The sequence below is a fragment of the Agarivorans sp. QJM3NY_25 genome, from assembly GCF_050870875.2.
Classification (GTDB): domain Bacteria; phylum Pseudomonadota; class Gammaproteobacteria; order Enterobacterales; family Celerinatantimonadaceae; genus Agarivorans.
Genome location: NZ_CP194041.2, coordinates 4,729,658 through 4,752,380 on the forward strand (window position 1 = coordinate 4,729,658; position 22,723 = coordinate 4,752,380).

At 46.3% G+C, this 22,723-nt stretch carries 19 protein-coding genes, 1 tRNA gene and 2 rRNA genes; 4 read left to right on the forward strand and 18 right to left on the reverse strand.

Annotation, left to right across the window (positions count from 1 at the left end; all coding sequences use genetic code 11):
- Nucleotides 1-56: 56 nt before the first annotated feature.
- From ACRRSW_RS21655 to ACRRSW_RS21665, 3 genes are all read right to left on the reverse strand, one after another.
- A 23S ribosomal RNA gene (locus tag ACRRSW_RS21655) occupies nucleotides 57-2,944 on the reverse strand.
- Between the two features lie 242 nt (nucleotides 2,945-3,186).
- A tRNA-Glu gene (locus ACRRSW_RS21660) sits at nucleotides 3,187-3,262 on the reverse strand.
- A 105-nt stretch (nucleotides 3,263-3,367) separates the two neighbouring features.
- Nucleotides 3,368-4,910, reverse strand: a 16S ribosomal RNA gene (locus ACRRSW_RS21665).
- Together the 16S and 23S rRNA genes with 1 tRNA gene alongside form the textbook arrangement of a ribosomal RNA operon.
- Nucleotides 4,911-5,559: 649 nt before the next feature.
- On the opposite strand from ACRRSW_RS21665, the gene ACRRSW_RS21670 reads away from it, so the two are divergent.
- Nucleotides 5,560-6,090 (forward strand): gamma carbonic anhydrase family protein, encoded by a 531-nt coding sequence (locus ACRRSW_RS21670; protein ID WP_432460431.1) that lies wholly within the window; start codon nucleotides 5,560-5,562, stop codon nucleotides 6,088-6,090.
- 66 nt (nucleotides 6,091-6,156) lie between these two features.
- Here the strand turns inward: ACRRSW_RS21670 and ACRRSW_RS21675 are convergent, their stop codons facing one another.
- A complete protein-coding gene (locus ACRRSW_RS21675; RefSeq protein WP_432460432.1) occupies nucleotides 6,157-6,417 on the reverse strand; it encodes a DUF1488 domain-containing protein in 261 nt (86 codons plus the stop codon).
- 90 nt (nucleotides 6,418-6,507) lie between these two features.
- Here ACRRSW_RS21675 and ACRRSW_RS21680 point away from each other — a divergent pair, with 90 nt between their 5' ends.
- On the forward strand, nucleotides 6,508-6,957 hold the full coding sequence (locus ACRRSW_RS21680; RefSeq protein WP_432460433.1) for a GNAT family N-acetyltransferase: 450 nt from the start codon (nucleotides 6,508-6,510) through the stop codon (nucleotides 6,955-6,957).
- Between the two features lie 33 nt (nucleotides 6,958-6,990).
- Here ACRRSW_RS21680 and aroE read toward each other — a convergent pair whose 3' ends face one another.
- From aroE to znuC, 6 genes are all read right to left on the reverse strand, one after another.
- Nucleotides 6,991-7,809 (reverse strand): shikimate dehydrogenase, encoded by an 819-nt coding sequence (aroE, locus tag ACRRSW_RS21685; protein ID WP_432455481.1) that lies wholly within the window; start codon nucleotides 7,807-7,809, stop codon nucleotides 6,991-6,993.
- A gap of 108 nt (nucleotides 7,810-7,917) precedes the next feature.
- Nucleotides 7,918-8,304 carry a DUF413 domain-containing protein gene (maoP, locus tag ACRRSW_RS21690; RefSeq protein ID WP_432460434.1) on the reverse strand — a complete coding sequence of 129 codons (387 nt, stop codon included), beginning with the start codon at nucleotides 8,302-8,304 and terminating at the stop codon, nucleotides 7,918-7,920.
- Between the two features lie 123 nt (nucleotides 8,305-8,427).
- A complete protein-coding gene (hemF, locus tag ACRRSW_RS21695; protein ID WP_432455479.1) occupies nucleotides 8,428-9,366 on the reverse strand; it encodes an oxygen-dependent coproporphyrinogen oxidase in 939 nt (312 codons plus the stop codon).
- A gap of 20 nt (nucleotides 9,367-9,386) precedes the next feature.
- Nucleotides 9,387-9,968 (reverse strand): Sua5/YciO/YrdC/YwlC family protein, encoded by a 582-nt coding sequence (locus ACRRSW_RS21700; protein ID WP_432455478.1) that lies wholly within the window; start codon nucleotides 9,966-9,968, stop codon nucleotides 9,387-9,389.
- Nucleotides 9,968-10,756, reverse strand: coding sequence for a zinc ABC transporter permease subunit ZnuB (znuB, locus tag ACRRSW_RS21705; RefSeq protein ID WP_432455477.1), 789 nt, complete (start codon nucleotides 10,754-10,756; stop codon nucleotides 9,968-9,970). The genes ACRRSW_RS21700 and znuB overlap by 1 nt, the downstream gene beginning before the upstream one ends.
- A 3-nt stretch (nucleotides 10,757-10,759) precedes the next feature.
- A complete protein-coding gene (znuC, locus tag ACRRSW_RS21710; protein WP_432455476.1) occupies nucleotides 10,760-11,509 on the reverse strand; it encodes a zinc ABC transporter ATP-binding protein ZnuC in 750 nt (249 codons plus the stop codon).
- Between the two features lie 121 nt (nucleotides 11,510-11,630).
- Here znuC and znuA point away from each other — a divergent pair, with 121 nt between their 5' ends.
- Nucleotides 11,631-12,521 (forward strand): zinc ABC transporter substrate-binding protein ZnuA, encoded by an 891-nt coding sequence (znuA, locus tag ACRRSW_RS21715; RefSeq protein ID WP_432455475.1) that lies wholly within the window; start codon nucleotides 11,631-11,633, stop codon nucleotides 12,519-12,521.
- 51 nt (nucleotides 12,522-12,572) lie between these two features.
- On the opposite strand, the gene hemN is transcribed toward znuA, so the two are convergent.
- The 5 genes from hemN to ACRRSW_RS21740 all read right to left on the reverse strand — a co-directional run bounded on the left by hemN (nucleotide 12,573) and on the right by ACRRSW_RS21740 (nucleotide 16,302).
- Nucleotides 12,573-13,946 (reverse strand): oxygen-independent coproporphyrinogen III oxidase, encoded by a 1,374-nt coding sequence (gene hemN, locus ACRRSW_RS21720; protein WP_432460435.1) that lies wholly within the window; start codon nucleotides 13,944-13,946, stop codon nucleotides 12,573-12,575.
- 11 nt (nucleotides 13,947-13,957) lie between these two features.
- Nucleotides 13,958-14,404, reverse strand: a complete 447-nt coding sequence (locus ACRRSW_RS21725) for a DUF2489 domain-containing protein (RefSeq protein WP_432460436.1) — start codon at nucleotides 14,402-14,404, stop codon at nucleotides 13,958-13,960.
- 5 nt (nucleotides 14,405-14,409) lie between these two features.
- On the reverse strand, nucleotides 14,410-14,937 hold the full coding sequence (gene yihI / locus ACRRSW_RS21730) for a Der GTPase-activating protein YihI (RefSeq protein WP_432460437.1): 528 nt from the start codon (nucleotides 14,935-14,937) through the stop codon (nucleotides 14,410-14,412).
- Between the two features lie 12 nt (nucleotides 14,938-14,949).
- Nucleotides 14,950-15,582, reverse strand: a complete 633-nt coding sequence (locus ACRRSW_RS21735) for a class I SAM-dependent methyltransferase (protein ID WP_432455471.1) — start codon at nucleotides 15,580-15,582, stop codon at nucleotides 14,950-14,952.
- Between the two features lie 108 nt (nucleotides 15,583-15,690).
- Nucleotides 15,691-16,302, reverse strand: a complete 612-nt coding sequence (locus tag ACRRSW_RS21740) for a c-type cytochrome (protein WP_432455470.1) — start codon at nucleotides 16,300-16,302, stop codon at nucleotides 15,691-15,693.
- Nucleotides 16,303-16,446: 144 nt separating this feature from the next.
- Here ACRRSW_RS21740 and yihA point away from each other — a divergent pair, with 144 nt between their 5' ends.
- Nucleotides 16,447-17,067 carry a ribosome biogenesis GTP-binding protein YihA/YsxC gene (gene yihA, locus ACRRSW_RS21745; RefSeq protein WP_432460438.1) on the forward strand — a complete coding sequence of 207 codons (621 nt, stop codon included), beginning with the start codon at nucleotides 16,447-16,449 and terminating at the stop codon, nucleotides 17,065-17,067.
- 789 nt (nucleotides 17,068-17,856) lie between these two features.
- On the opposite strand, the gene polA is transcribed toward yihA, so the two are convergent.
- The 3 genes from polA to ACRRSW_RS21760 all read right to left on the reverse strand — a co-directional run bounded on the left by polA (nucleotide 17,857) and on the right by ACRRSW_RS21760 (nucleotide 22,719).
- Nucleotides 17,857-20,616, reverse strand: a complete 2,760-nt coding sequence (gene polA, locus ACRRSW_RS21750; RefSeq protein ID WP_432460439.1) for a DNA polymerase I — start codon at nucleotides 20,614-20,616, stop codon at nucleotides 17,857-17,859.
- A gap of 385 nt (nucleotides 20,617-21,001) precedes the next feature.
- Nucleotides 21,002-21,310: a DUF3630 family protein gene (locus ACRRSW_RS21755; RefSeq protein WP_432460440.1), complete on the reverse strand. Its 309-nt coding sequence runs from the start codon at nucleotides 21,308-21,310 to the stop codon at nucleotides 21,002-21,004.
- Complete coding sequence (locus ACRRSW_RS21760) at nucleotides 21,298-22,719, reverse strand: protein adenylyltransferase SelO (RefSeq protein WP_432460441.1); 1,422 nt, start codon at nucleotides 22,717-22,719, stop codon at nucleotides 21,298-21,300. Before ACRRSW_RS21760 ends, ACRRSW_RS21755 begins: the two co-directional genes overlap by 13 nt.
- Between the last annotated feature and the right edge of the window lie 4 nt (nucleotides 22,720-22,723).

Genomic DNA, 22,723 nt, shown 5'->3' on the forward strand with positions numbered 1-22,723 from the left:
CAAGCACTCTTGGTTCTAAAATAAAGTATCTATAAGCAACACCCTTTAGGTGTTGTATGGTTAAGCCTCACGGGTAATTAGTACAAGTTAGCTCAATGCCTCACAGCACTTACACACCTTGCCTATCAACGTTGTAGTCTCCAACGGCCCTTCAGAGGACTTAAAGTCCTAGTGAGAATTAATCTCAAGGCCTGCTTCCCGCTTAGATGCTTTCAGCGGTTATCAGTTCCGAACGTAGCTACTGGGCAATGCTATTGGCATAACAACCCAAACACCAGCGGTTCGTCCACTCCGGTCCTCTCGTACTAGGAGCAGCTCCCTTCAATTCTCAAACGCCCACGGCAGATAGGGACCGAACTGTCTCACGACGTTCTAAACCCAGCTCGCGTACCACTTTAAATGGCGAACAGCCATACCCTTGGGACCGACTTCAGCCCCAGGATGTGATGAGCCGACATCGAGGTGCCAAACACCGCCGTCGATATGAACTCTTGGGCGGTATCAGCCTGTTATCCCCGGAGTACCTTTTATCCGTTGAGCGATGGCCCTTCCATACAGAACCACCGGATCACTATGACCTACTTTCGTACCTGCTCGACGTGTCTGTCTCGCAGTTAAGCTGGCTTATGCCATTGCACTAACCGTACGATGTCCGACCGTACTTAGCCAACCTTCGTGCTCCTCCGTTACTCTTTGGGAGGAGACCGCCCCAGTCAAACTACCCACCAGACACTGTCCGCATCCCGGATAACGGGACAACGTTAGAACATCAACACTACAAGGGTGGTATTTCAAGGTCGGCTCCACATCATCTAGCGACAACGCTTCAAAGCCTCCCACCTATCCTACACATGTAGGGTCAATGTTCAGTGTCAAGCTGTAGTAAAGGTTCACGGGGTCTTTCCGTCTAGCCGCGGGTACACCGCATCTTCACGGCAATTTCAATTTCACTGAGTCTCGGGTGGAGACAGCTTGGCCATCATTACGCCATTCGTGCAGGTCGGAACTTACCCGACAAGGAATTTCGCTACCTTAGGACCGTTATAGTTACGGCCGCCGTTTACCGGGGCTTCGATCAATAGCTTCGCTTGCGCTAACCACATCAATTAACCTTCCGGCACCGGGCAGGCGTCACACCGTATACGTCATCTTTCGATTTAGCACAGTGCTGTGTTTTTAATAAACAGTTGCAGCCAACTGGTATCTGCGACTGCCGTCAGCTCAGGGAGCAAGTCCCATCACCAACAGCAGCGTACCTTCTCCCGAAGTTACGGTACCATTTTGCCTAGTTCCTTCACCCGAGTTCTCTCAAGCGCCTTGGTATTCTCTACCCAACCACCTGTGTCGGTTTGGGGTACGGTTTCGTATAATCTGAAGCTTAGAGACTTTTCCTGGAAGCAGGGCATCAACCACTTCATCACCTTAGTGACTCGTCATCAATCCTCAGCCTTAGACACCCGGATTTTCCTAAGTGTCCAGCCTACAACCTTAAACGCGGACAACCAAACGCCGCGCTGGCCTAGCCTTCTCCGTCCTCCCATCGCAATTATACGAAGTACAGGAATATTAACCTGTTTCCCATCGACTACACTTTTCAGTCTCGCCTTAGGGGCCGACTCACCCTGCTCTGATTAACATTGAACAGGAAACCTTGGTCTTTCGGCGAGGGGGCTTTTCACCCCCTTTATCGTTACTCATGTCAACATTCGCACTTCTGATACCTCCAGCAAACCTTACGATTCACCTTCAACGGCTTACAGAACGCTCCTCTACCGCACTTGCAAAGCAAGTACCCGTAGCTTCGGTGCATAGCTTAGCCCCGTTACATCTTCCGCGCAGGCCGACTCGACCAGTGAGCTATTACGCTTTCTTTAAATGATGGCTGCTTCTAAGCCAACATCCTGGCTGTCTAAGCCTTCCCACATCGTTTCCCACTTAGCTATGACTTTGGGACCTTAGCTGACGGTCTGGGTTGTTTCCCTTTTCACGACGGACGTTAGCACCCGCCGTGTGTCTCCCGGATAGTACTTAGTGGTATTCGGAGTTTGCAAAGGGTTGGTAAGTCGGGATGACCCCCTAGCCTTAACAGTGCTCTACCCCCACTAGTATTCGTCCGAGGCGCTACCTAAATAGCTTTCGAGGAGAACCAGCTATCTCCCGGTTTGATTGGCCTTTCACCCCCAGCCACAAGTCATCCGCTAATTTTTCAACATTAGTCGGTTCGGTCCTCCAATTGGTGTTACCCAATCTTCAACCTGCCCATGGCTAGATCACCGGGTTTCGGGTCTAATCCCAGCAACTATGCGCGCAGTTAACACTCGGTTTCCCTACGGCTCCGCTATTCGCTTAACCTTGCTACTGAAATTAAGTCGTTGACCCATTATACAAAAGGTACGCAGTCACCCCACAAAGAGGCTCCCACTGCTTGTACGTATACGGTTTCAGGTTCTATTTCACTCCCCTCACAGGGGTTCTTTTCGCCTTTCCCTCACGGTACTGGTTCACTATCGGTCAGTCAGGAGTATTTAGCCTTGGAGGATGGTCCCCCCATATTCAGACAACATATCACGTGTGCCGTCCTACTCGTTTTCACTTCAAATCACCTTTCGTGTACGGGGCTATCACCCGCTACGGCCAAACTTTCCAGCTTGTTCCACTAAATTATAAGAAGCTTAAGGGCTAATCCGGGTTCGCTCGCCGCTACTACCAGAATCTCGGTTGATTTCTTTTCCTCCGGGTACTTAGATGTTTCAGTTCCCCGGGTTCGCCTCGCAACGCTATGTATTCACGTTACGATACTGCATAAAATGCAGTGGGTTTCCCCATTCGGAAATCCATGTCTATTACGTCTTTTATCGACTCAACATGGCTTATCGCAGATTAACACGTCCTTCATCGCCTCTGACTGCCAAGGCATCCACCGTATACGCTTAGTCACTTAACCATACAACACCTAAATGTTGTCGCTTAAATCACTTGAATGGTCAGGCTGTATAAATCCTGCCACTCGAGTACGATCACCTTATTTTTTGAATACCAAAAACACTTGTTATTTAACTCGTATTTTTGAGATATTTTTTATCAGCTTTTCCAAATTGTTAAAGAGCATTCGGCTTCTTAGAAACCAAAGCTAAGCACTGTATCAACATAATGCTTAGCTTTATTTTCTTAAGCCAAAGAGAGAAATGGTATCCCGTACGAGATTTGAACTCGTGTTACCGCCGTGAAAGGGCGGTGTCCTAGGCCTCTAGACGAACGGGACACTGCGTTAGCTGTTCTCGTTGGTTCTAAACCACACTAGAACTTCTCTCTTTATCTTCTATCAAGCAATCTGTGTGAACACGTCACAAAACATAAACGTTCATAATAAGGAGGTGATCCAGCCCCAGGTTCCCCTAGGGCTACCTTGTTACGACTTCACCCCAGTCATGAACCACAAAGTGGTGAGCGTCCTCCCGAAGGTTAAACTACCCACTTCTTTTGCAGCCCACTCCCATGGTGTGACGGGCGGTGTGTACAAGGCCCGGGAACGTATTCACCGTGGCATTCTGATCCACGATTACTAGCGATTCCGACTTCACGGAGTCGAGTTGCAGACTCCGATCCGGACTACGACATGCTTTCTGGGGTCCGCTTGCTCTCGCGAGTTCGCATCCCTCTGTACATGCCATTGTAGCACGTGTGTAGCCCTGCCCGTAAGGGCCATGATGACTTGACGTCGTCCCCACCTTCCTCCGGTTTATCACCGGCAGTCTCCCTAGAGTTCCCACCATCACGTGCTGGCAAATAAGGATAAGGGTTGCGCTCGTTGCGGGACTTAACCCAACATCTCACGACACGAGCTGACGACAGCCATGCAGCACCTGTATCTAAGTTCCCGAAGGCACCAATCCATCTCTGGAAAGTTCTTAGTATGTCAAGGGCAGGTAAGGTTCTTCGCGTTGCATCGAATTAAACCACATGCTCCACCGCTTGTGCGGGCCCCCGTCAATTCATTTGAGTTTTAACCTTGCGGCCGTACTCCCCAGGCGGTCTACTTAATGCGTTAGCTGCGTTACCCACGGGTTAAACCCACAGACAACTAGTAGACATCGTTTACGGCGTGGACTACCAGGGTATCTAATCCTGTTTGCTCCCCACGCTTTCGTACATGAGCGTCAGTTTTTGTCCAGGTGGCCGCCTTCGCCACTGGTATTCCTTCAGATCTCTACGCATTTCACCGCTACACCTGAAATTCTACCACCCTCTACAAAACTCTAGCTTCCCAGTTCCAAATGCCATTCCCAGGTTGAGCCCGGGGATTTCACATCTGGCTTAAAAAGCCGCCTGCGTACGCTTTACGCCCAGTAATTCCGATTAACGCTCGGACCCTCCGTATTACCGCGGCTGCTGGCACGGAGTTAGCCGGTCCTTCTTCTGTCGCTAACGTCAAACAATATACGTATTAAGCATATTGCCTTCCTCACAACTGAAAGTGCTTTACAACCCGAAGGCCTTCTTCACACACGCGGCATGGCTGCATCAGGCTTTCGCCCATTGTGCAATATTCCCCACTGCTGCCTCCCGTAGGAGTCTGGGCCGTGTCTCAGTCCCAGTGTGGCTGATCATCCTCTCAAACCAGCTAGGGATCGTCGCCTTGGTGAGCCATTACCCCACCAACTAGCTAATCCCACTTGGGCTAATCTCTACGCGAAAGGCTCCGAAGAGTCCCCTCCTTTGGTCCGAAGACATTATGCGGTATTAGCAGTCGTTTCCAACTGTTGTCCCCCACGTAAAGGCATATTCCCAAGCATTACTCACCCGTCCGCCGCTCGTCATCTTCTAGCAAGCTAGAAATGTTACCGCTCGACTTGCATGTGTTAAGCCTGCCGCCAGCGTTCAATCTGAGCCATGATCAAACTCTTCAATCAAAGTTCTTTCGCTCAAAGTAAATACTGAAATTATTACTGTTAAAACAGTGTGTCACTCCAGTCCACTTAAGCTAATTTTTTTCGCTTAGTGCTCTGTGAGTGCTCACACAGATTGCTTGATAAATTGTTAAAGAGCGTTGCTTCTTGCGAAGCGAGGTGCGCATTCTACGCCATCCTCGGTGACTGTCAACCGCTTTCTTCAATCTTTTCCGAAGAACTTTTCTAAGGAAAGTTTGAAGCGTTTAACCGCCGCTGATAAAGCCTCAGGCCTTACCAACCCTGACCGCTTGCTGCTGCGCTATTGCGTGCTGCCCGCCGTGTCAGTGGAGTCGCATTATAGGGATCCGAGTTTTTAGCGCAAGTGTTTTTTGAATAAAAACGTAAAAATGTGACTTTATGGCGAAAAAAGGCACGAAGAGCTTATTATTCATACTTTGAAGGCCGAAATGAGCTAATTTGGACACTACAATTAGATACTGTGATATCTGTTTATCTTAACTTCGACATCGGTATTCACTATTGGCTTTCTTGGCGACGCTCATCCATTAGTCTTAAATTTCCTTTCTGATACAGTGCAACACTTTGTATTCAACGAGGGATAACGTAAGCTGGGAGCCAATCGTAATGGCAACAATGAGTGGAGATTGCAATGACCATTAAATCCTTTTCAGGCTATAGCCCGATTCTCGGCAAAGAAGTCTGGGTCGATCCTAGCGCTGTCCTATATGGTGAGATCAAACTTGGTGATGACGTAAGTATCTGGCCCTTGGTCGCCGCTCGAGGTGATGTGAACCATATTCATATAGGTGCTCGCTCGAATATACAGGATGGCAGTGTTTTACATGTCACCCGAAAAACTGAGAACCCACCCGATGGTTTCCCTCTACTCATCGGAGAAGATGTCACAGTAGGCCATAAAGCAATGTTACATGGTTGTACTATTGGTAATCGAGTATTAGTTGGGATGGGTGCCATCGTATTAGATGGGGTCGTAGTAGAAGACGAGGTAATGATCGGTGCCGGCAGTTTAGTCCCGCCAAATAAACGTTTAAGCTCTGGTTATCTTTATATGGGAAGTCCAGCCAAACAAGCTCGCCCCCTGAGTGAAAAAGAGAAAGCTTTTTTAGGCGAATCCGCACAAAACTACGTACGCTTAAAACAGCAATATCTTGAGAGTTAAACTTAACGGATCCTAAGCTTGGGAGACGTTGCATGATTGTACACAGCGAACAATCCCGAGCTCAGGCTAAATAACAAGGTCGCCGTTGGGTTCGAAATCTTCTTGTTGTAATTTCTGCTCTAGCAGATCTTCAATATCAAACTGAACACTGTGATAAGCCTCCAACATTTTCGCATCATTATTCAAGGGTAAACCGACCAGGTGCTCTAAAGTACTTTTACGCACCGCGCACATTATCTTCGCCCCCATCACTTGAGCCGTAAACTCTACTCGCTGATTGACCGACTGCCAGTGCTGGTCATCACTAATAATAATTGCTTGATTCATAAATCGCTTACTCCTAGTAACACTTGTCTTGTTTTATCGATTTGTTTTAAAGTGTTGTCATTGTTAACACAAACTGCAAGTGAATATTAAATGATTAGATGGCAATGGCTGAGCTTCGAACAATTAACTAATCAGCAACTCTATCAGGTACTGGAGCTCAGAGAGTCGGTGTTTGTGGTCGAACAAAATTGTCCCTATCAAGACGCCGATGGCAAAGATCCGGAAGCTTGGCACCTATTGGGCAGCACCCCCCAGCAACAGTTACTTTGTTATGCTCGAGTATTTGAGCCTAGCCCATTAACGGCTAGTATTGGCCGAGTGGTCATCGCAGCCTCTGCCCGAGGGGACGGCCTAGGGCAGCAATTGATGCAACAAGCGATTGATTTTTGTCAGCAGCGTTGGCCACAAGCGCAGATTGCTATTTCGGCGCAACGCTATTTGGAAGATTTCTATCAAAAACTTGGTTTTGAAATCTGTAGCGAACCCTATCTAGAAGATGATATTCCTCACATCGGTATGCAATTTAGCGCAACCGCTTAGTGGTTTTTCTTCTTGGTTCTCACCTATCGTTGACTAACAACTTAAATTTCGTCTAAGTTCACGTAATACTTGGCGTGCTCCAGGTCGGATACCACGCCAAATAACAAAACTCTCGGCGGCTTGTCCCACTAGCATGCCTAAACCGTCCACCACCTTAGCTGCGCCATGGCGAATCGCCCAAGCATTAAATGCAGTCATTTGCGCAGAATAAGTCATGTCATAACACAACAGTTTGGAATGAATGAGCTCAGCGCTTACCGCTGGTAGCTCTCCAGCAAGACCCGCTGAGGTTGAATTAATGATAATATCAAACTTCCCACTGAGCTGCTCAAATGAGCAAGCCCGAACTTCACCAAACTCCGCAAAGCGCTGCGCCAAAGTTTCAGCCTTACTCAAAGTACGGTTAGCAATAAGCACTTCATTGGGTTGCTCTAACAGCAAGGGATGTAGCACGCCACGCGCCGCTCCACCTGCGCCTAACAATAAGATGCGTTTATATTTGAGCTCACCGAAGTTGGACAGTAAATCCGCCACCAAGCCCGCGCCATCGGTATTATCTCCCAAAATCACACCATCGTCGGTCCGCTTAAGGGTATTCACCGCGCCCGCTAATAAGGCTCGTTGGGAATATTGCTCAGCCGCTTGATAAGCTTGCTCCTTAAAAGGGGCCGTGATATTGCAACCTTTACCGCCATCTAACCAAAATTGCTGAAGCGCGACGGCAAAACCATCAAGGGCTGGTTCAATCGCCTTATAAACCAGAGCTTGCTGAGTTTGTTGAGCAAATAAAGTATGAATGAAGGGAGATTTTGACTGACGGATTGGATTGCCAAATACTGCGTATAAATCCATGTTGAACGCTACTTAAAGAAAACATAATTGCACCTTAACAAGGCTACACAGAAATGCCAAAGTGCAATGGTTTAAAATAACAAAAAAAGCAGCTTACGCTGCTTTATTTTAGTCTTCACCGTCTAGATCGGCAGTGCTAACATCCTCCACATCATCATCGCCATCGTCAACGTCACTATCTACCACTCTAGCCTGAGCTTTCGGTGGATTACTGACTAAACCATGAAAGGCTTTACGCCCAGTAAGCTTTTTATACTTCAACCATAGTTTTTGCTCTGCTGTTTCCGGCTCAGCTTCGCTACGACATACCGCGATAAAGGCTTGTTCAACTTCGTCTTGTGGTTCCCGAAGAGACTCATCCAACTCTTTGAAAGCGTAACCACAACGCTCTAACAACTCAGCTTCTTTAATGGTAAAAGCACCACTACGAGAAAAACCACGGCGAAAATGTTTATCATCTGAAAATCGACGTTTTGCTAAAAACGATCCATTCATAGCTTAAAATCCAACTAATAAAAAAATCATTAAAGTTAACTTGATGGGGACCACCCAACAGTTAAAATAATTAATCTAAAGTCGGCATTCTTGCAAGAATTTAAATCATTTTTTTAAGATAAATTATGCTTTTAGTCTGAGCCAATCTCTGGCAACCAAATAACGTTGGTATAATTGCTGTTCAGCACTCCCCGGCGAAGGCTGCCAGTTGTAACGCCATCGAACCAAAGGCGGTAAAGACATCAAAATGGATTCAGTACGGCCCCCCGATTGCAAGCCAAACAAAGTGCCACGATCATAGACTAAGTTAAACTCAACATAGCGTCCCCGTCGATACAGCTGGAAATCTCGTTGTTGTTCAGTAAATGGAAGCGCTTTACGACGCTCAACTATCGGCAAATAAGCCTTGAGAAATCCTTCGCCGACCGCTCGAGTAAAGGCAAAACTTTGCTCAAAGCTGGGAGTATTTAAGTCATCAAAAAACAAACCGCCAATTCCACGTGTTTCATTTCGATGTTTCAAAAAGAAATAACGATCACACCAAGCCTTATATTTCGGATAAACATCATCCCCAAAGGGTTGGCACAAATCCGCCGCTGTTTGGTGCCAGCTAATACAGTCTTCATCGAAACCATAGTAAGGCGTTAAATCAAAACCACCACCAAACCACCAGATCGGCGCCTCGCCCTCTTTTTCAGCAACAAAAAAGCGTACGTTGGCATGAGAAGTGGGCAACATGGGGTTGTTCGGGTGAATGACTAACGAAACCCCCATCGCCTCAAAGTGTCGACCCGCCAGTTCTGGCCGCTGGGCAGTGGCCGAAGCTGGCATTTGTTGCCCACAAACATGAGAAAAGTTAACGCCTGCTTGCTCAAACACCGCACCGTCACTCAATACGCGAGTTCGACCCTCCCCCGTTAAGCCTTGATGTTCAGCTGGATCGCGTTGCCAATCATCGTGAAGGAAAACAGCCTCACCATCTTGCAACTCTAATTGTTGACATATAGTTTGTTGTAGTTGCAGCAGAAACTGACGTACCGCTTCAATATTCACATCTTGCATCGTACTTCCTTACACGAGTCCTAAGGGCGTAACAGCGCACCAGTTTTAATGTCTAAAATTTGGCTCGTTTGTTCAGCACCGCCTAAGGCACCATCTAAGACCAAATCAACACCTTGTAAATGAGCCGCATTAACCGCTGTTAAGGCAGGAGGTTCACCACTATAGTTGGCTGAAGTTGAGACCAGAGGCTTGCCCCATTGCTGGCATAAGCTTTCAACCACTGGATGACGAGTTATCCGCACCGCGACCGTATTAAATTGTCCACAGATCCAAGCAGGTGTCTTGTCCGATACCGGGACCAACCAAGTCGTAGGGCGAGCCTGTCGGCTTAACAACTTCTGCCGCTGTGACGAGCTTAGCCCTGCGTAGTCAATATAGGGTAACAAAGGCGCTAAGCTAGCAGCCAACAAAATAAGGCCCTTCTCAACAGGTCGACACTTAATCTCTAAAATTTTCTGTACTGCGACTTGATTATCGGGATCGCACCCCAAACCAAACACCGCTTCGGTAGGATAAGCAATCACAGCGCCTTGCTGTAGGGCGAGCACAGCTTGGTTGACATCGAAACTGATGGCTGCTGGAAGTAGGGGTTCTGTTGTCATTACTCTTTTACTTTCACTAGGCTATGAATTAATAAAAATTGTAAGGCGGCGCAAACCACCACCGAAGGCCCTGCTGGGGTATCTTGATACCAAGATAAACATAAGCCAAACAGCACTGAAATCGCCCCAAACAAGATAGCTAAGAGCGCCATTTGCTCGGGAGAGCGACTTAAACGTCTTGCCGTAGCAGCCGGAATCAACAACAAAGAGCTAATAATTAGAGCACCAACGATCTTCATCGCAATGGCAATGACCAACGCTAACAACAGCAATAATAAAGCCCGCATTAATCCGATATTAACACCTTCTACTTCAGCTATTTGCTCATTCACCGTCGCCGACAATAAGTTGTTCCACTGACTGAGTAACAGCGCAAGAACTAACGCGCCGCCACCCCAAATCCATAATAAATCTTGGTGGGTGACCGCAAGCAAATCACCGAACAAATAGGCCATTAAATCGACTCGCACATTATCCATCAAAGCCACCACGACTAAGCCCAAAGATAATGCCGAATGCGCCATAATACCCAGCAAAGTATCACTGGCGAGTTGCTTGTAGCGCTGCAAGGATAATAAGATAATCGCCAATGTCACTCCGCTAATCACCACCGCGAAGACCGGATTAATCTGCAACCATAGACCTAAAGCCAAACCCAACAGAGAAGCATGCGCTAAAGTATCACCAAAATAAGCAAGTCTGCGCCACACCATAAACGAGCCTAAAGGGCCTGCTAATACCGCAATACCTAAGCCTGCGAGCAGGGCATTAATTAAAAAATCGTCCATGGTTTAACTATTCTCTTCGGTCGATGCGTGGTGCTGATGATCTTGTTCATCACACACATGATGATGAGTATAAACGGCCAATTGCTGGCGTTCATTGTGGGCAAATAAGCGGGCAAACTCGGGATGTTGAGCGACACTTTCCGGCTCTCCATGACAACAAACATGGTGATTTAAGCAAATCACATGGTCAGTTCCGGCCATCACTAAATGTAGATCATGCGACACCAGCAATACACCACAGTTAATTTGTTGTGCGATATCAGCAATCAACTGATAGAGTTCAATTTGCCCACTAATATCAACCCCTTGTACGGGTTCATCCAATACCAACAATTGTGGTTCGCCTAACAGCGCGCGCGCCAACAATACCCGTTGTAACTCACCGCCCGACAAACGAACAATTTGTCGGGTCAACAAACCATCAATACCCAACTGTCGAATGACTCGACTCAAATCTTGTTTAGAATAATGTCGAGCCAATTTTAAAAAGCGCTCAACCGTTAACGGAAAGGATTCATCAAGATTAATCTTTTGCGGTACATACCCAATGCGCAACTTAGTCGCTTTAGTTATATTGCCAGAATCGGCCCGCAACAAACCTAAAATCACTTTCACCAGCGTACTTTTACCGGCGCCATTTGGACCAATCAGCGTCGTAATCTGGCCGCGATTGAGCTCCAGCGAGACATGATCTAATACCAGCCGCTGATCAAAACTAACGCATACATTGCTTAATGAAAGTAAGGTGGTCAATACCAAAATCCTATGATTAAATCTAACGTAAAACCCCAATGGGGTTTCATCAAGGGCGCGCTATTCTACACTAGATGTTACACTATCGTATTATTTTACTAAATCATCTCGAATAGCCTACATGCGTAAACTGATCTTTGCTTTATTGTTAATCGCCACGCCCACATGGGCAACCAACGCGAATATTTTAGTCAGTATTAAACCCTTGCAACTATTGATTAGTAGCCTGACCGAAGGCGAACAGACAGTAGAGTATTTAATTAGCCCTAACGTGTCACCACATGACTACGCATTACGTCCCTCGGATGTAAGACGGATCCGTCAAGCCGACTTAGTGATATGGGTGGGCGACGAACTGGAACCTTTCTTAAGTAAACCGCTGAGCCAGACCCAACGTGCTCAACTGGCATTACTTGAACTAAAGGATTTACAACTAATTAGTGGTGAAAAGGCCCACCAACAGCATCAACACGCGGAACATCACCATGAGGTTGACCCACATATTTGGCTTGGCCCCGCCGAAAGTCGCGTCATAGCAAAAGCAATAACTGAACAACTGATCAAATTCAATCCTGAGCAACGTATCCATCTGCAGCAGCAATTACAGCGCTTTAACCAACGCTTAGATCAGCTCAACAAGAAAATTGACCAGCAGCTAAGGCCCGTCAAGCAACAGGGTTACTTTGTGTTTCACGATGGCTACAGTTACTTCGAGCGACAGTTTAAATTAAACCGTTTAGGAGAGTTCACCATTAACCCACAACGTAGACCCGGTGCCAAAACGCTACAATATATACGCCAAAATCTAGAGCAAGGTTCAGCTCAGTGTATTTTTGCCGAGCCGCAATTTGATGGTGCGCTACTGCATACTATTAGCGAAGATAGCGGTGCAAAGATCGGCCTGTTGGATCCCTTAGGCATCGCCGTTGTACCAAACGCCCAGAGCTACTTTCAATTACTGCAAAATATGGCCGATGCATACCGCAATTGCTTAAGCAGCGAACAAGCGTAATTTGCCAGAATCAAAAAGGAGTCTCGGCTCCTTTTTGATTCAAATCGCTATTTATATCACTCGAGAAAACTGCTGGCGCCGTGCCTGACTGCGGAAGTAGACATCAAAACACATACAAATATTTCGAATTAATAAGCGCCCCTTATCGGTAACGACTAAGATTTGTCCATTTAGCTGTACTAAATCATCATCCAAAAATCCCTGCAATAACTTCAAGTCTTCTGCAAAATACTGCTCAAACTTCAAATCAAACAGTCGCTCAATCTCAGCAAAATCCAATTTAAAATTACAAATCAGTTTTTTAATCAACTCGCGACGGATCAAATCATCTTGCGTCAAAGCAATACCTTTCCACTGAGCATGGCCTAAACGATCCATTTGAGCGTAGTAAGTCTTCAACTCTTTTTGATTTTGGCTGTAAGCATCCCCTAACATTGAAATCGAAGAAACGCCTAAACCCAATAAATCAGCTTCGCCTTGGGTCGTATAACCTTGAAAGTTACGATGTAAATTACCTTTGCTCTGAGCGATTGCCAGCTCATCATCAGGCTTGGCAAAATGATCCATTCCAATAAATTGATAACCATGCTTTACAAGAAACTCAATACTGTCACGTAAAATACCTAAACGCTCATCACTACTCGGAAGTGCCGTTTCATCGATCTTTCTTTGGGCCGCAAAACGACTCGGCAGATGCGCATAGTTAAATACCGATAAACGGTCGGGATCTAACTCGATCACCCGCGCTAAAGTCTGATTAAAACTGTGGCGAGTCTGATGGGGTAAGCCATAAATTAAATCAATATTAACCGAACGAAAACCAAGCTGTTTAGCACGCGCCACTAAGGCAAAAATAAAATGCTCATCTTGCTCTCGATTCACCGCTTGCTGTACTTGCTTATTGAAGTCTTGCACGCCTAAGCTAATCCGGTTAAAACCTAGTTCAGCGAGTAAATCAATGGTCGACAGTTCGATTTCCCGAGGATCAACTTCAATGCTAATTTCAGCGTCTTCAGCAAATTGAAACTGTTTATGTAAGATGGCCGTCAAGCGTTTCAATTGTTCAGCTTGAAGATAGGTCGGCGTACCTCCTCCCCAATGCATTTGACTCACCAAACGCTGTTGGAAACGTGGTGCGCGTAGCAAAATCTCTTGCTCTAAATAATCGAGATAAATATCAGCCTTATGTTGGTGGCGAGTAATCAGCTTATTACAACCACAGTAATAACAAAGCTTATGGCAGAACGGGATATGTAAATAGAGTGATAAATTTCGATTTGGAAACTTTTCGCAGGCAATATTAAACTGTGCCTCTGCGAAGTCTTCACTAAACTCTAAGGCCGTAGGATAAGAGGTATAACGCGGCCCAGAATAATTATACTTTTCAATGAGTGACTGATCCCAGTCAACACCTAATATGGCCATCCGATCTTCTCCTAGAGCGCATCTATGTTAAGTTGGGCGATTACTTTAGCTTCTTGTAAGATCTGTTGCTCTAAAGCTTGTTCGTGAGCTTCGCGATGCTGATCTTGACGTTTGCGCTGCGGCAAAGGTAAGCGATTTCGAGCCTCATGAGTGGGTAACTCATTGATCGCATCATACAATTGAAACACCGCAGGAAAGCGCTGCGACCAATCGATCAGCTTAGGCGTTTGCAGCGCCACTAACAGATTACACAGACGAATTACGCCTTCCGATAAGCCACAGCGTTGCTGCTGCATCGCGATTGCAATATAACTAATATCGCTCAATAAGCGTTGGTTGCGTTTAACAACGGCTTGTTTAATCACTTTATTTTGACCAAATAAACGTCCAACCAACAAAGCGGCATACACCGCCAAGGCCACAATAATAAGCGCCGCAATCAGCAACAGCCAAAACATCGTTGTTAATCCTTATATTGATCCAAGGACGCGCTATTTAGCGAACGCCATAACTGCTCATCTTCGTCTAAAGCGTCCGCCTCTTCGGCATCTTCAACCAGACCCAATTCGGCCAATAATTCAGCATGGCGAGCCAGCTGTAAATCAAGCCACTGCTGATCTTGTTTACTAATACTCCCCCCCTCATCCAAGATATCGATGAGGCTTTCTAAGCGGGGATCCGCTTCTAAGTTTGCCAATTCTTTTTCTGGGCTTAAAACCACTTTTTTCTTGGTAGGTTTCGCAGCCGGCTTACGCGCCTGAGGAGCCTCAACACCTAAGGCGACTGGTGTCTTACTGCCAAGCCGTGCGTCTTGCTTTTCGACCGCTTGACTTTGATGACTGCTCACCTCAGCGATCTGCTGACGACTCCCAGAAGCCTTACCCTTACCAATGGTGACCCGATCGGGAACAGCCACACGCTTAGCTTTAAAGTCAGGATCTTTACGCATCCCAATTAAGCCGCCTTTACGATTTTTTTTACCTCTAGCCATCTTCTTTACCTTTTAAACGGTCTGAAATAGGGCCACATCTGGGCCGACTATTTGCAATTGAAACTGATAGTGTTCCGCCAACCAGCACAACGTATTATCACTATAAAACGCAAGGTGCGTGGGATCATTCTTGTAATGCCACTGCGGGAACACCTCGGTTCCCCAATGACGTTTTGTCATTACCGCTAACAATCCCGGTTTATCCACTAACGACAGCAGTTGTTTCCAAGCACTTGCTGGAAAATTGAAATGTTCAACAACTTCGGTACAGGTCACAAAGCGATAACGTTGCTGTAAATACTGTGCCTCTGGATAGTATATAGGATCATAGTTGAGTAAGTGATGACCCGCCTGCGCCAACAATAACGATAGAGCCGGACCCGGCCCACAGCCAAAATCTAGCCCGACGGCCGAGTCATCTAAGGCCGCAATAACTGGCTCACTCACTCGCCGCAAAAAAGATAAATATCCAGCATCCTGAGGATCGTTATGATGCAAGTCATACTGAGCTTTTTCCGCCAAAGGACTTAAGTGATCATTAGGATCGACAAAAATGAGATCACAACGTGAGCAATGCCAATATTGGCGGCGTTTATCACGATAAAAATCGTTCGCAGAAACAGCACTGCAGAGTGGACATTTCACCGCTTAACACCTCGCCTATTTTTTAGGGGCGCAAGTGTAACACTTAGAATTAAGATGGCGAATAATAAATCAGGAAGAACGGAGTAGCGCCAGCTACTCCTTGTGGGATTAGTGCAAACCACCCAGATATTGCGACAAAATTTCGATATCTTTATCCGTCAGTTTGGCTGCGATATCACGCATCATACCATTCGGGTCGTTATTACGCGTACCACTTCGGAAACTTTCTAACTGGGTCTTCAAGTAAGTCGCATATTGTGATGAGATACGCGGAAACTTAGCTAAGTCATGACCAACACCACGAGGACCGTGACAGGCCGTACAGGCTGTAATACCACGCTCCAAATCACCTCCCATATATAGCTTTTTACCAGCATCCACATATTCTGGAGCTGTGGTATTGGGGCTCATCGGCTGGCTCGAGAAGTAAGCGGCCAAATCTTGCATATCTTGCTCTGAAAGCGGCATCGCCATACCACCCATCACCGGGTTACTACGCCCTTCTCCACCAGTTGCCGCAGCCTTAAAGTTTTCTAACTGCTTCACAATGTATCCAGCGTGCTGGCCTTCTAATTTGGGGTAGCCTAAGGCCTCGCCCTGATCATTATGACAAGCTTTACAGGTCGCAGCCTTTTGCTCCCCAGCCGTAGCATCTCCCTTTGCCCATACCGGACTGGCTACACCCGCCACTAACATTAACACTAAGGTAAGTTTTTTCATGACATTCCATTTATTAGTATTATTCCAAACCACACACACTGGCGCCCGTGATACACTTAGCTAGCCCAGTAACGGCATATTTTACACAATTTTACCAAAAACGTAATGTATTACCCCAAATTCCTGTGAGAGCTTAACTTAACCATGGCGCAATATCATTTTCAAAACACCCACTTCATTACCAGCGCTCCTAACATTCAGGCAATGCCTGAGGACAGCGGAATTGAAATCGCCTTTGCTGGCCGCTCCAATGCGGGGAAATCCAGTGCGCTGAATGCCCTCTCCCGACAAAAAAGCTTAGCCCGAACCAGTAAAACCCCTGGACGAACCCAACTCATCAATGTATTTGAACTGAGTGAAGGCGTTCGTTTAATCGATTTACCTGGCTATGGATTTGCCCAAGTGCCCGAAGAAGTGAAGAGACAATGGCAAAATTCTTTGTCTGAGTATTTGCAAGAACGGCAAAGCCTGAAAGGGATCGTGGTATTAATGGATATTCGCCATCCCTTCAAAGATACCGACCGCAGCTTAATACAATGGGCTGTTGAGTCTAACATTCCGGTACTCGCACTCTTAACCAAATCAGACAAACTCAAACAAGGTGCACGCAAAACAGCGGTATTACAAGGCCGAGCACTCGCAGCAGAGTTTGGTGGAGAGGTGCGTGTGGAAGCTTTTTCTTCTCTGAAAAAACAGGGTCTAGATTTACTGCAAAACAGCCTAGTGACTTGGTTCGACCAACATAGCCAAGAACAAGCCGAATAAAAATACTCAGGCACCTTTATTGACGCTTCAGTAGGGTTCGTCTTATACCCAACAATCAGATACGAGATAGGCCAATAGCTCTAAGACTGGCGGCCTATCTTCATTTATTCGCGACGAACAAGCAGCCAGCAAAAATCTACAGCATCAAATTTCGCTCAAAAAAAAAGCCCCATCATCTGATGAGGCATACTAAGAAAAGAATTCTTAAAAACTGAAAGCACTATTCCAATTGCATAAATTAAGACTGCGCCAAAAATAATAAGTTCACACTAATTCATAAAAACTTTCCATTTCTTTCTTTTTAACCCTCTGAGTAGCCAGAGATAAACATCCATTTGTCGCCAATACATCACAACGACCACTTAATTTTATAAATCAGCAGTTTCATGCCATCAGCAAAAACTCAAGCAAATATGTAATTTAGCAACGAATAATAAGGAATTTATAAACAAACAATGGGAATAAAAGAATAAATGGTAAAAATCTGAGGTCGGTTCACGTTTTAGATAAAAAAACGCCTCGACATAAACTGTCGAGGCGGCAAAATAGCCTTTTTCAACTACGTGAAATAAAGGTCTGAAAGATAGAACATCTTACCTCTGTACCCTACGACTATTACTCTAGAGCAATACCGCCGAAAAATAAAGCACTTTTTGTAATGAAATTTCACATTTACACAAATAGAAGTGATTTAATTACCTGAAAACGTTTTCTGAATTACAAAAATCAATGCCGCCAAATTTCAAAAAAAAGGAGGCCTAGGCCTCCTTGATCAAATATTTCTATAATTTAGTGTGCTTCATCCCAATTATCCCCCACCCCCGCTTCGGCAATCAAAGGTAAGTCGAGGGTCACCGCCTGCTCCATTAACTGGGTTAACTTCGGAACGACCCGCTCCAATTCACTTTCTAGAACCTCGAATACCAATTCATCATGAACCTGCATCAACATTTTGCAATGTTCGCTCGCTTGAGTTGTTAACCACTGGGCGACCGCTATCATTGCCTTTTTAATAATGTCAGCGGCGGTGCCTTGCATCGGTGCATTCACAGCGGCTCGCTCAGCAGCCTTCTTACGCATACCGTTACGCGAGTTAATTTCAGGCAGGTATAAACGTCGACCAAATAGGGTTTCGACATAACCATGCGCTTGGCAGAAATCACGGGTGGTATCCATATAGACCAGTACTCCAGGATAACGCTCGAAATAGCGGTCCATATAGGCTTGCGCATCACCGCGAGCAATCCCGAGTTGCTTGGCGAGACCAAAAGCACTCATGCCATAAATCAACCCAAAATTAATTGCTTTAGCACTGCGTCGTTCATCGGCACTGACCGATTCCAAAGCCTTACCGAAAACTTCGGCCGCAGTCGCCCGGTGAATATCTTCGCCGGCAGCAAAGGCCTTGAGTAAACCTTTATCTTGAGAAAGATGGGCCATAATTCGCAGCTCAATTTGCGAATAATCGATAGCCACCAGCTTATAACCCTCGGCAGGGATAAAAGCCTGACGAACTTTACGCCCCTCTTCATGACGGATCGGAATATTCTGTAAATTAGGGTCGGTGGATGAGAAACGTCCAGTGGCCGTTACTGCTTGATGATAAGAAGTGTGCACACGACCGGTACTTGGTTCCACCATTTTTGGTAGTTTGTCGGTGTAAGTGGACTTCAATTTGGACAAGCTACGATATTCCAAAATAACCTTGGGTAGTGCATAGTCCAGCGCCAGTTCCTGCAATACCTCTTCGGCGGTTGAGGGCGCACCTTTGGGGGTTTTCTTCACCACCGGTAACTGCATCTTGTCGAATAGGATGGTTTGTAATTGCTTCGGAGACCCTAGATTAAACGCTTCCCCAGCCAAGTCATGAGCCTGCTTTTCGAGACTATCAATGCGCGCAGCCAGTGATAAACTGTGCTTGGCCAAAAGCGCGCTATCAATCCGCACCCCTTGCCGCTCGGTTTGTGAAAGAATCGACACCAGGGGAACTTCCACTTCCTCAAACAACTGCTTCAACTTTGGTAACTGCTCTAACTGGGGCCATAAAGCCTGATGCAGACGCAAGGTAATATCGGCATCTTCGGCGGCATAGGGAGCAGCCACATCTAATTCAATCTGGTTGAAGGTTAGTTGTTTGGCACCTTTACCAGCAATATCTTCAAACTTAATGGTTTTATGCTGCAAGTATTGCAACGATAAGGAGTCCATATCGTGGCGAGTAATGGTGCTGTTGAGCACATAGGATTCCAACATCGTGTCGAACCGGATCCCCTGTAAATTGATGTCGTAGCGGGCCAAAACACTGGCATCATATTTTAAATTTTGCCCAACTTTAGATTTATTGGGATCTTCCAATAAAGGTTTTAACTGGGCCAATACCCAGCCACGATCCAATTGCGCCGGTGCATCTAAGTAGTCGTGGGCCAAAGGTAAATATGCAGCACAGCCTGCTTCCACCGCAAACGATAAACCAACCAGTTCTGCCTGCATATAATTGAGTGAGGTAGTCTCGGTATCAAGCGAAATCAGCTCGGCCTGTTCCAGCTTGCTCAGCCAATCACTAAACTGCTGTTCACTGAGAATGGTTTGATAATCCCCAGTAAGAGGCTTTACCACCGCTTGGTTTGCCACATCACTCGCTTGAGCCACCCCAGAGCCAGCACTGTCTTTATCTAAAACTTCACTAAGCCAACGTTTAAATTCTAGCTGGCCAAATAGAGCAATCAGCGCATCTTTATCTTCCGGGCTGCGACTCATATCATCCATGCTGAAGCCAACCTCAACATCGCACTTAATGGTTGCCAATAAATAAGATAAACGCGCCTCTTCAGCATGCTCGCGCAGTTTTTTGGGCATGCTTTTAGAGCCCCTAAAACCTAAGGGGGCCACCGCGTCTGGGTCAGCTAGCAAAGCTTCGACACCGCCAATGCCTTGTAACATGGCCAGCGCGGTTTTCTCGCCAACCCCAGGTAAACCGGGAATGTTATCGACTTTATCGCCCATCAGCGCCAAATAGTCGATAATGAGCTCTGGCGCGACTCCAAATTTTTCAATCACTCCCTCTCGATCCATCACAGTATCGGTCATGGTATTAATCAGAGTGATATTTTGATCGACCAGCTGAGCCATATCTTTATCACCGGTACTAATCAATACGGCTTTGTTTTCAGCGGAGGCCTGTTTGGCTAAGGTTCCAATGACATCGTCTGCTTCCACCCCAGAAATCGCCAAAAGAGGCAAACCCATAGCTTTAATCACCGCATGTAACGGCTCAATTTGGCTACGTAAATCGTCAGGCATTGATGGGCGATTTGCTTTATAGTCGCTATAGATCTCATCGCGAAAAGTCTTACCCTTAGCGTCAAAAACCACCACGATGTGTTCAGGCTGAAACTGCCTCAGCAAGCTACGCAGCATATTAATCACACCATAGACCGCGCCGGTTGCTTCACCTTTAGAGTTCGTCAGATGAGGGGGTGAATAATATGCACGGTACAAATAAGAAGAGCCATCTACTAATACCAGAGGCTGCTCAGGGAGGGTCGCCATAAGCTTGATCCATAGTTCAATTTTTAATTGCGCACGATGATGCCACAGCCACCTAAAATGCACCAGAGCTAAGCCCTTAGCCAGAGAATAAATTGTGGATAAGTCTGTTGACAAACAGCAATAATTCTCTCGCAAAAATAGAAGCAAGATAAAGGTTATAAAAATAAACCACTATTAACAACAGGTTATGTAAAAACAAACAGGAAGATCTGGAGCGGTGAATACTTTTCCTAATGTGGAAAACATCATTCCATGACGCTGTTTTTGCAAACTAACTGAGCAATAATTAAACAAGCTAAGCTAGGCAGGTGGGTAAATATAGAAGATTACTCTCGGGCAAACCTTGGATTAGATCACAATTTGACCAGCTAAAAATATTATTTTTTTAAGTTAAGTTGGCATGCTCTAAGGCGACCAATAATGGTGCGCAACTTGCGGAAAATTGCGATAAATTGGCGCATTCAAACCAACAACTGTCACTCAAAAGATCATAGCGCCACCACCACAATTGCTGTTCAAGATAAAACCCTAGTACTTGCCAATCGGCACCCTGTTCGTTAAACGACTCAGCCCATCCCTGCTGTTCAATAAATTGACGAGCAAAAGCCATGAAGTTCTGCTCAGTTAGCTGATGTTGCAGATTAATCGCACCATGTTCACTCAGTATCTGGTATGCCTTGATCAACTGCTGCATGAGATTTCCAGACACTTCCCCCAATGTGGTGGCGGGGCTGCAAAACGCTCGGCGTTTTTCTGAGGATTAAAGGGTTGGCTTAAGATTTGATGCAGCGTTTGCAACTCCGAATAATCTCCAGCTTCGGCAGCTGTGATCGCTTGTTGCGCGAGATAATTACGCAATACATATAAAGGCACATGTTGTTGGATAGCCTCACAGCGCTGTGTTTCGTCTCGCTCCGCCTCGGCGCAGCGCGCCCGATAAGTCGCTAACCAAGCTTGCCAAGGTTCGCCCAGTAAAGCTGGCAACTCAGCCATCGGTTGGGCTAAACTGCGTAAACTGGAATGATAATCCAAACCTTGCTGCGCCATTAAACTGAGCACACCGGAAAGCAAAGATTCGTCTTGATCTTGCCACTTTGACAAACCCAACTTATTGAGCATAAACATCTGATAATGTTGATTAATCACTCGCTGATAACGTAACCACAGAGCCTCACTTTGGTGACTGGGAACATAATCCGACAAGGCTTGAGCTAAACGCTGCAAGTTCCACAAGCCTACCGCAGGCTGCTGATCGAAGGCATAACGGCCATGATGATCACTGTGATTACAAATATGCCGCGGATTAAAATCATCCAGAAAACCGTAAGGACCATAATCGATGGTTAAACCCAAGATCGACATGTTATCGGTATTCATCACGCCATGACAAAAACCTTCAGCCTGCCATTTAGCGATCATTAGAGCAGTGCTATCAACCACCTGCTGCAACATCGCCAACACTGGATTAGACTGCTTTAAACAATCACTAAAATAATGCTCTAAACAAAAGTCGATCAGACGTTTGAGTAGGCCGGATTGCTGCTGATAATAAAGGTATTCAAAATGACCAAAGCGAATATGACTAGGCGCGAAGCGCAGCAACATAGCTTCTTTTTCCAAACGCTCTCGGCGCACTTCGCCTCCACCAACTCCGAGGCTTAGCGCTCGGGTGGTGGCGATCCCCAAGGCCGCCATGGCTTCACTGGCCAAAAACTCGCGGATACTGGAACGCAATACCGCTTTGCCATCACCTTGTCGTGAGAAAGGGGTTAAACCCGAGCCCTTCAGTTGCAGCTCCCAGTGCTCTCCCTGTGGCGTTTTCAATTCACCCAATAATAAAGCGCGACCATCACCCAATTGTGGAGAATACCCCCCGAACTGATGGCCCGCATACACCGTAGAAACCGGGTCCATCCCGTCAACCAGTAATTGTCCTGCCGTTAATCCCAAACCCTGTTCACTAGCCATAAAGTTCGCATCCAAAGCTAACAACTGGCAACTCTGTTGACTAACGATCACCATCTCTGGCTCACTCAAAGCTGTTGGCTGTTGCTGATGGCATAGCTCGGGAAGCGCTTGGGCAAAGCGATTTACAAACTCCATATAG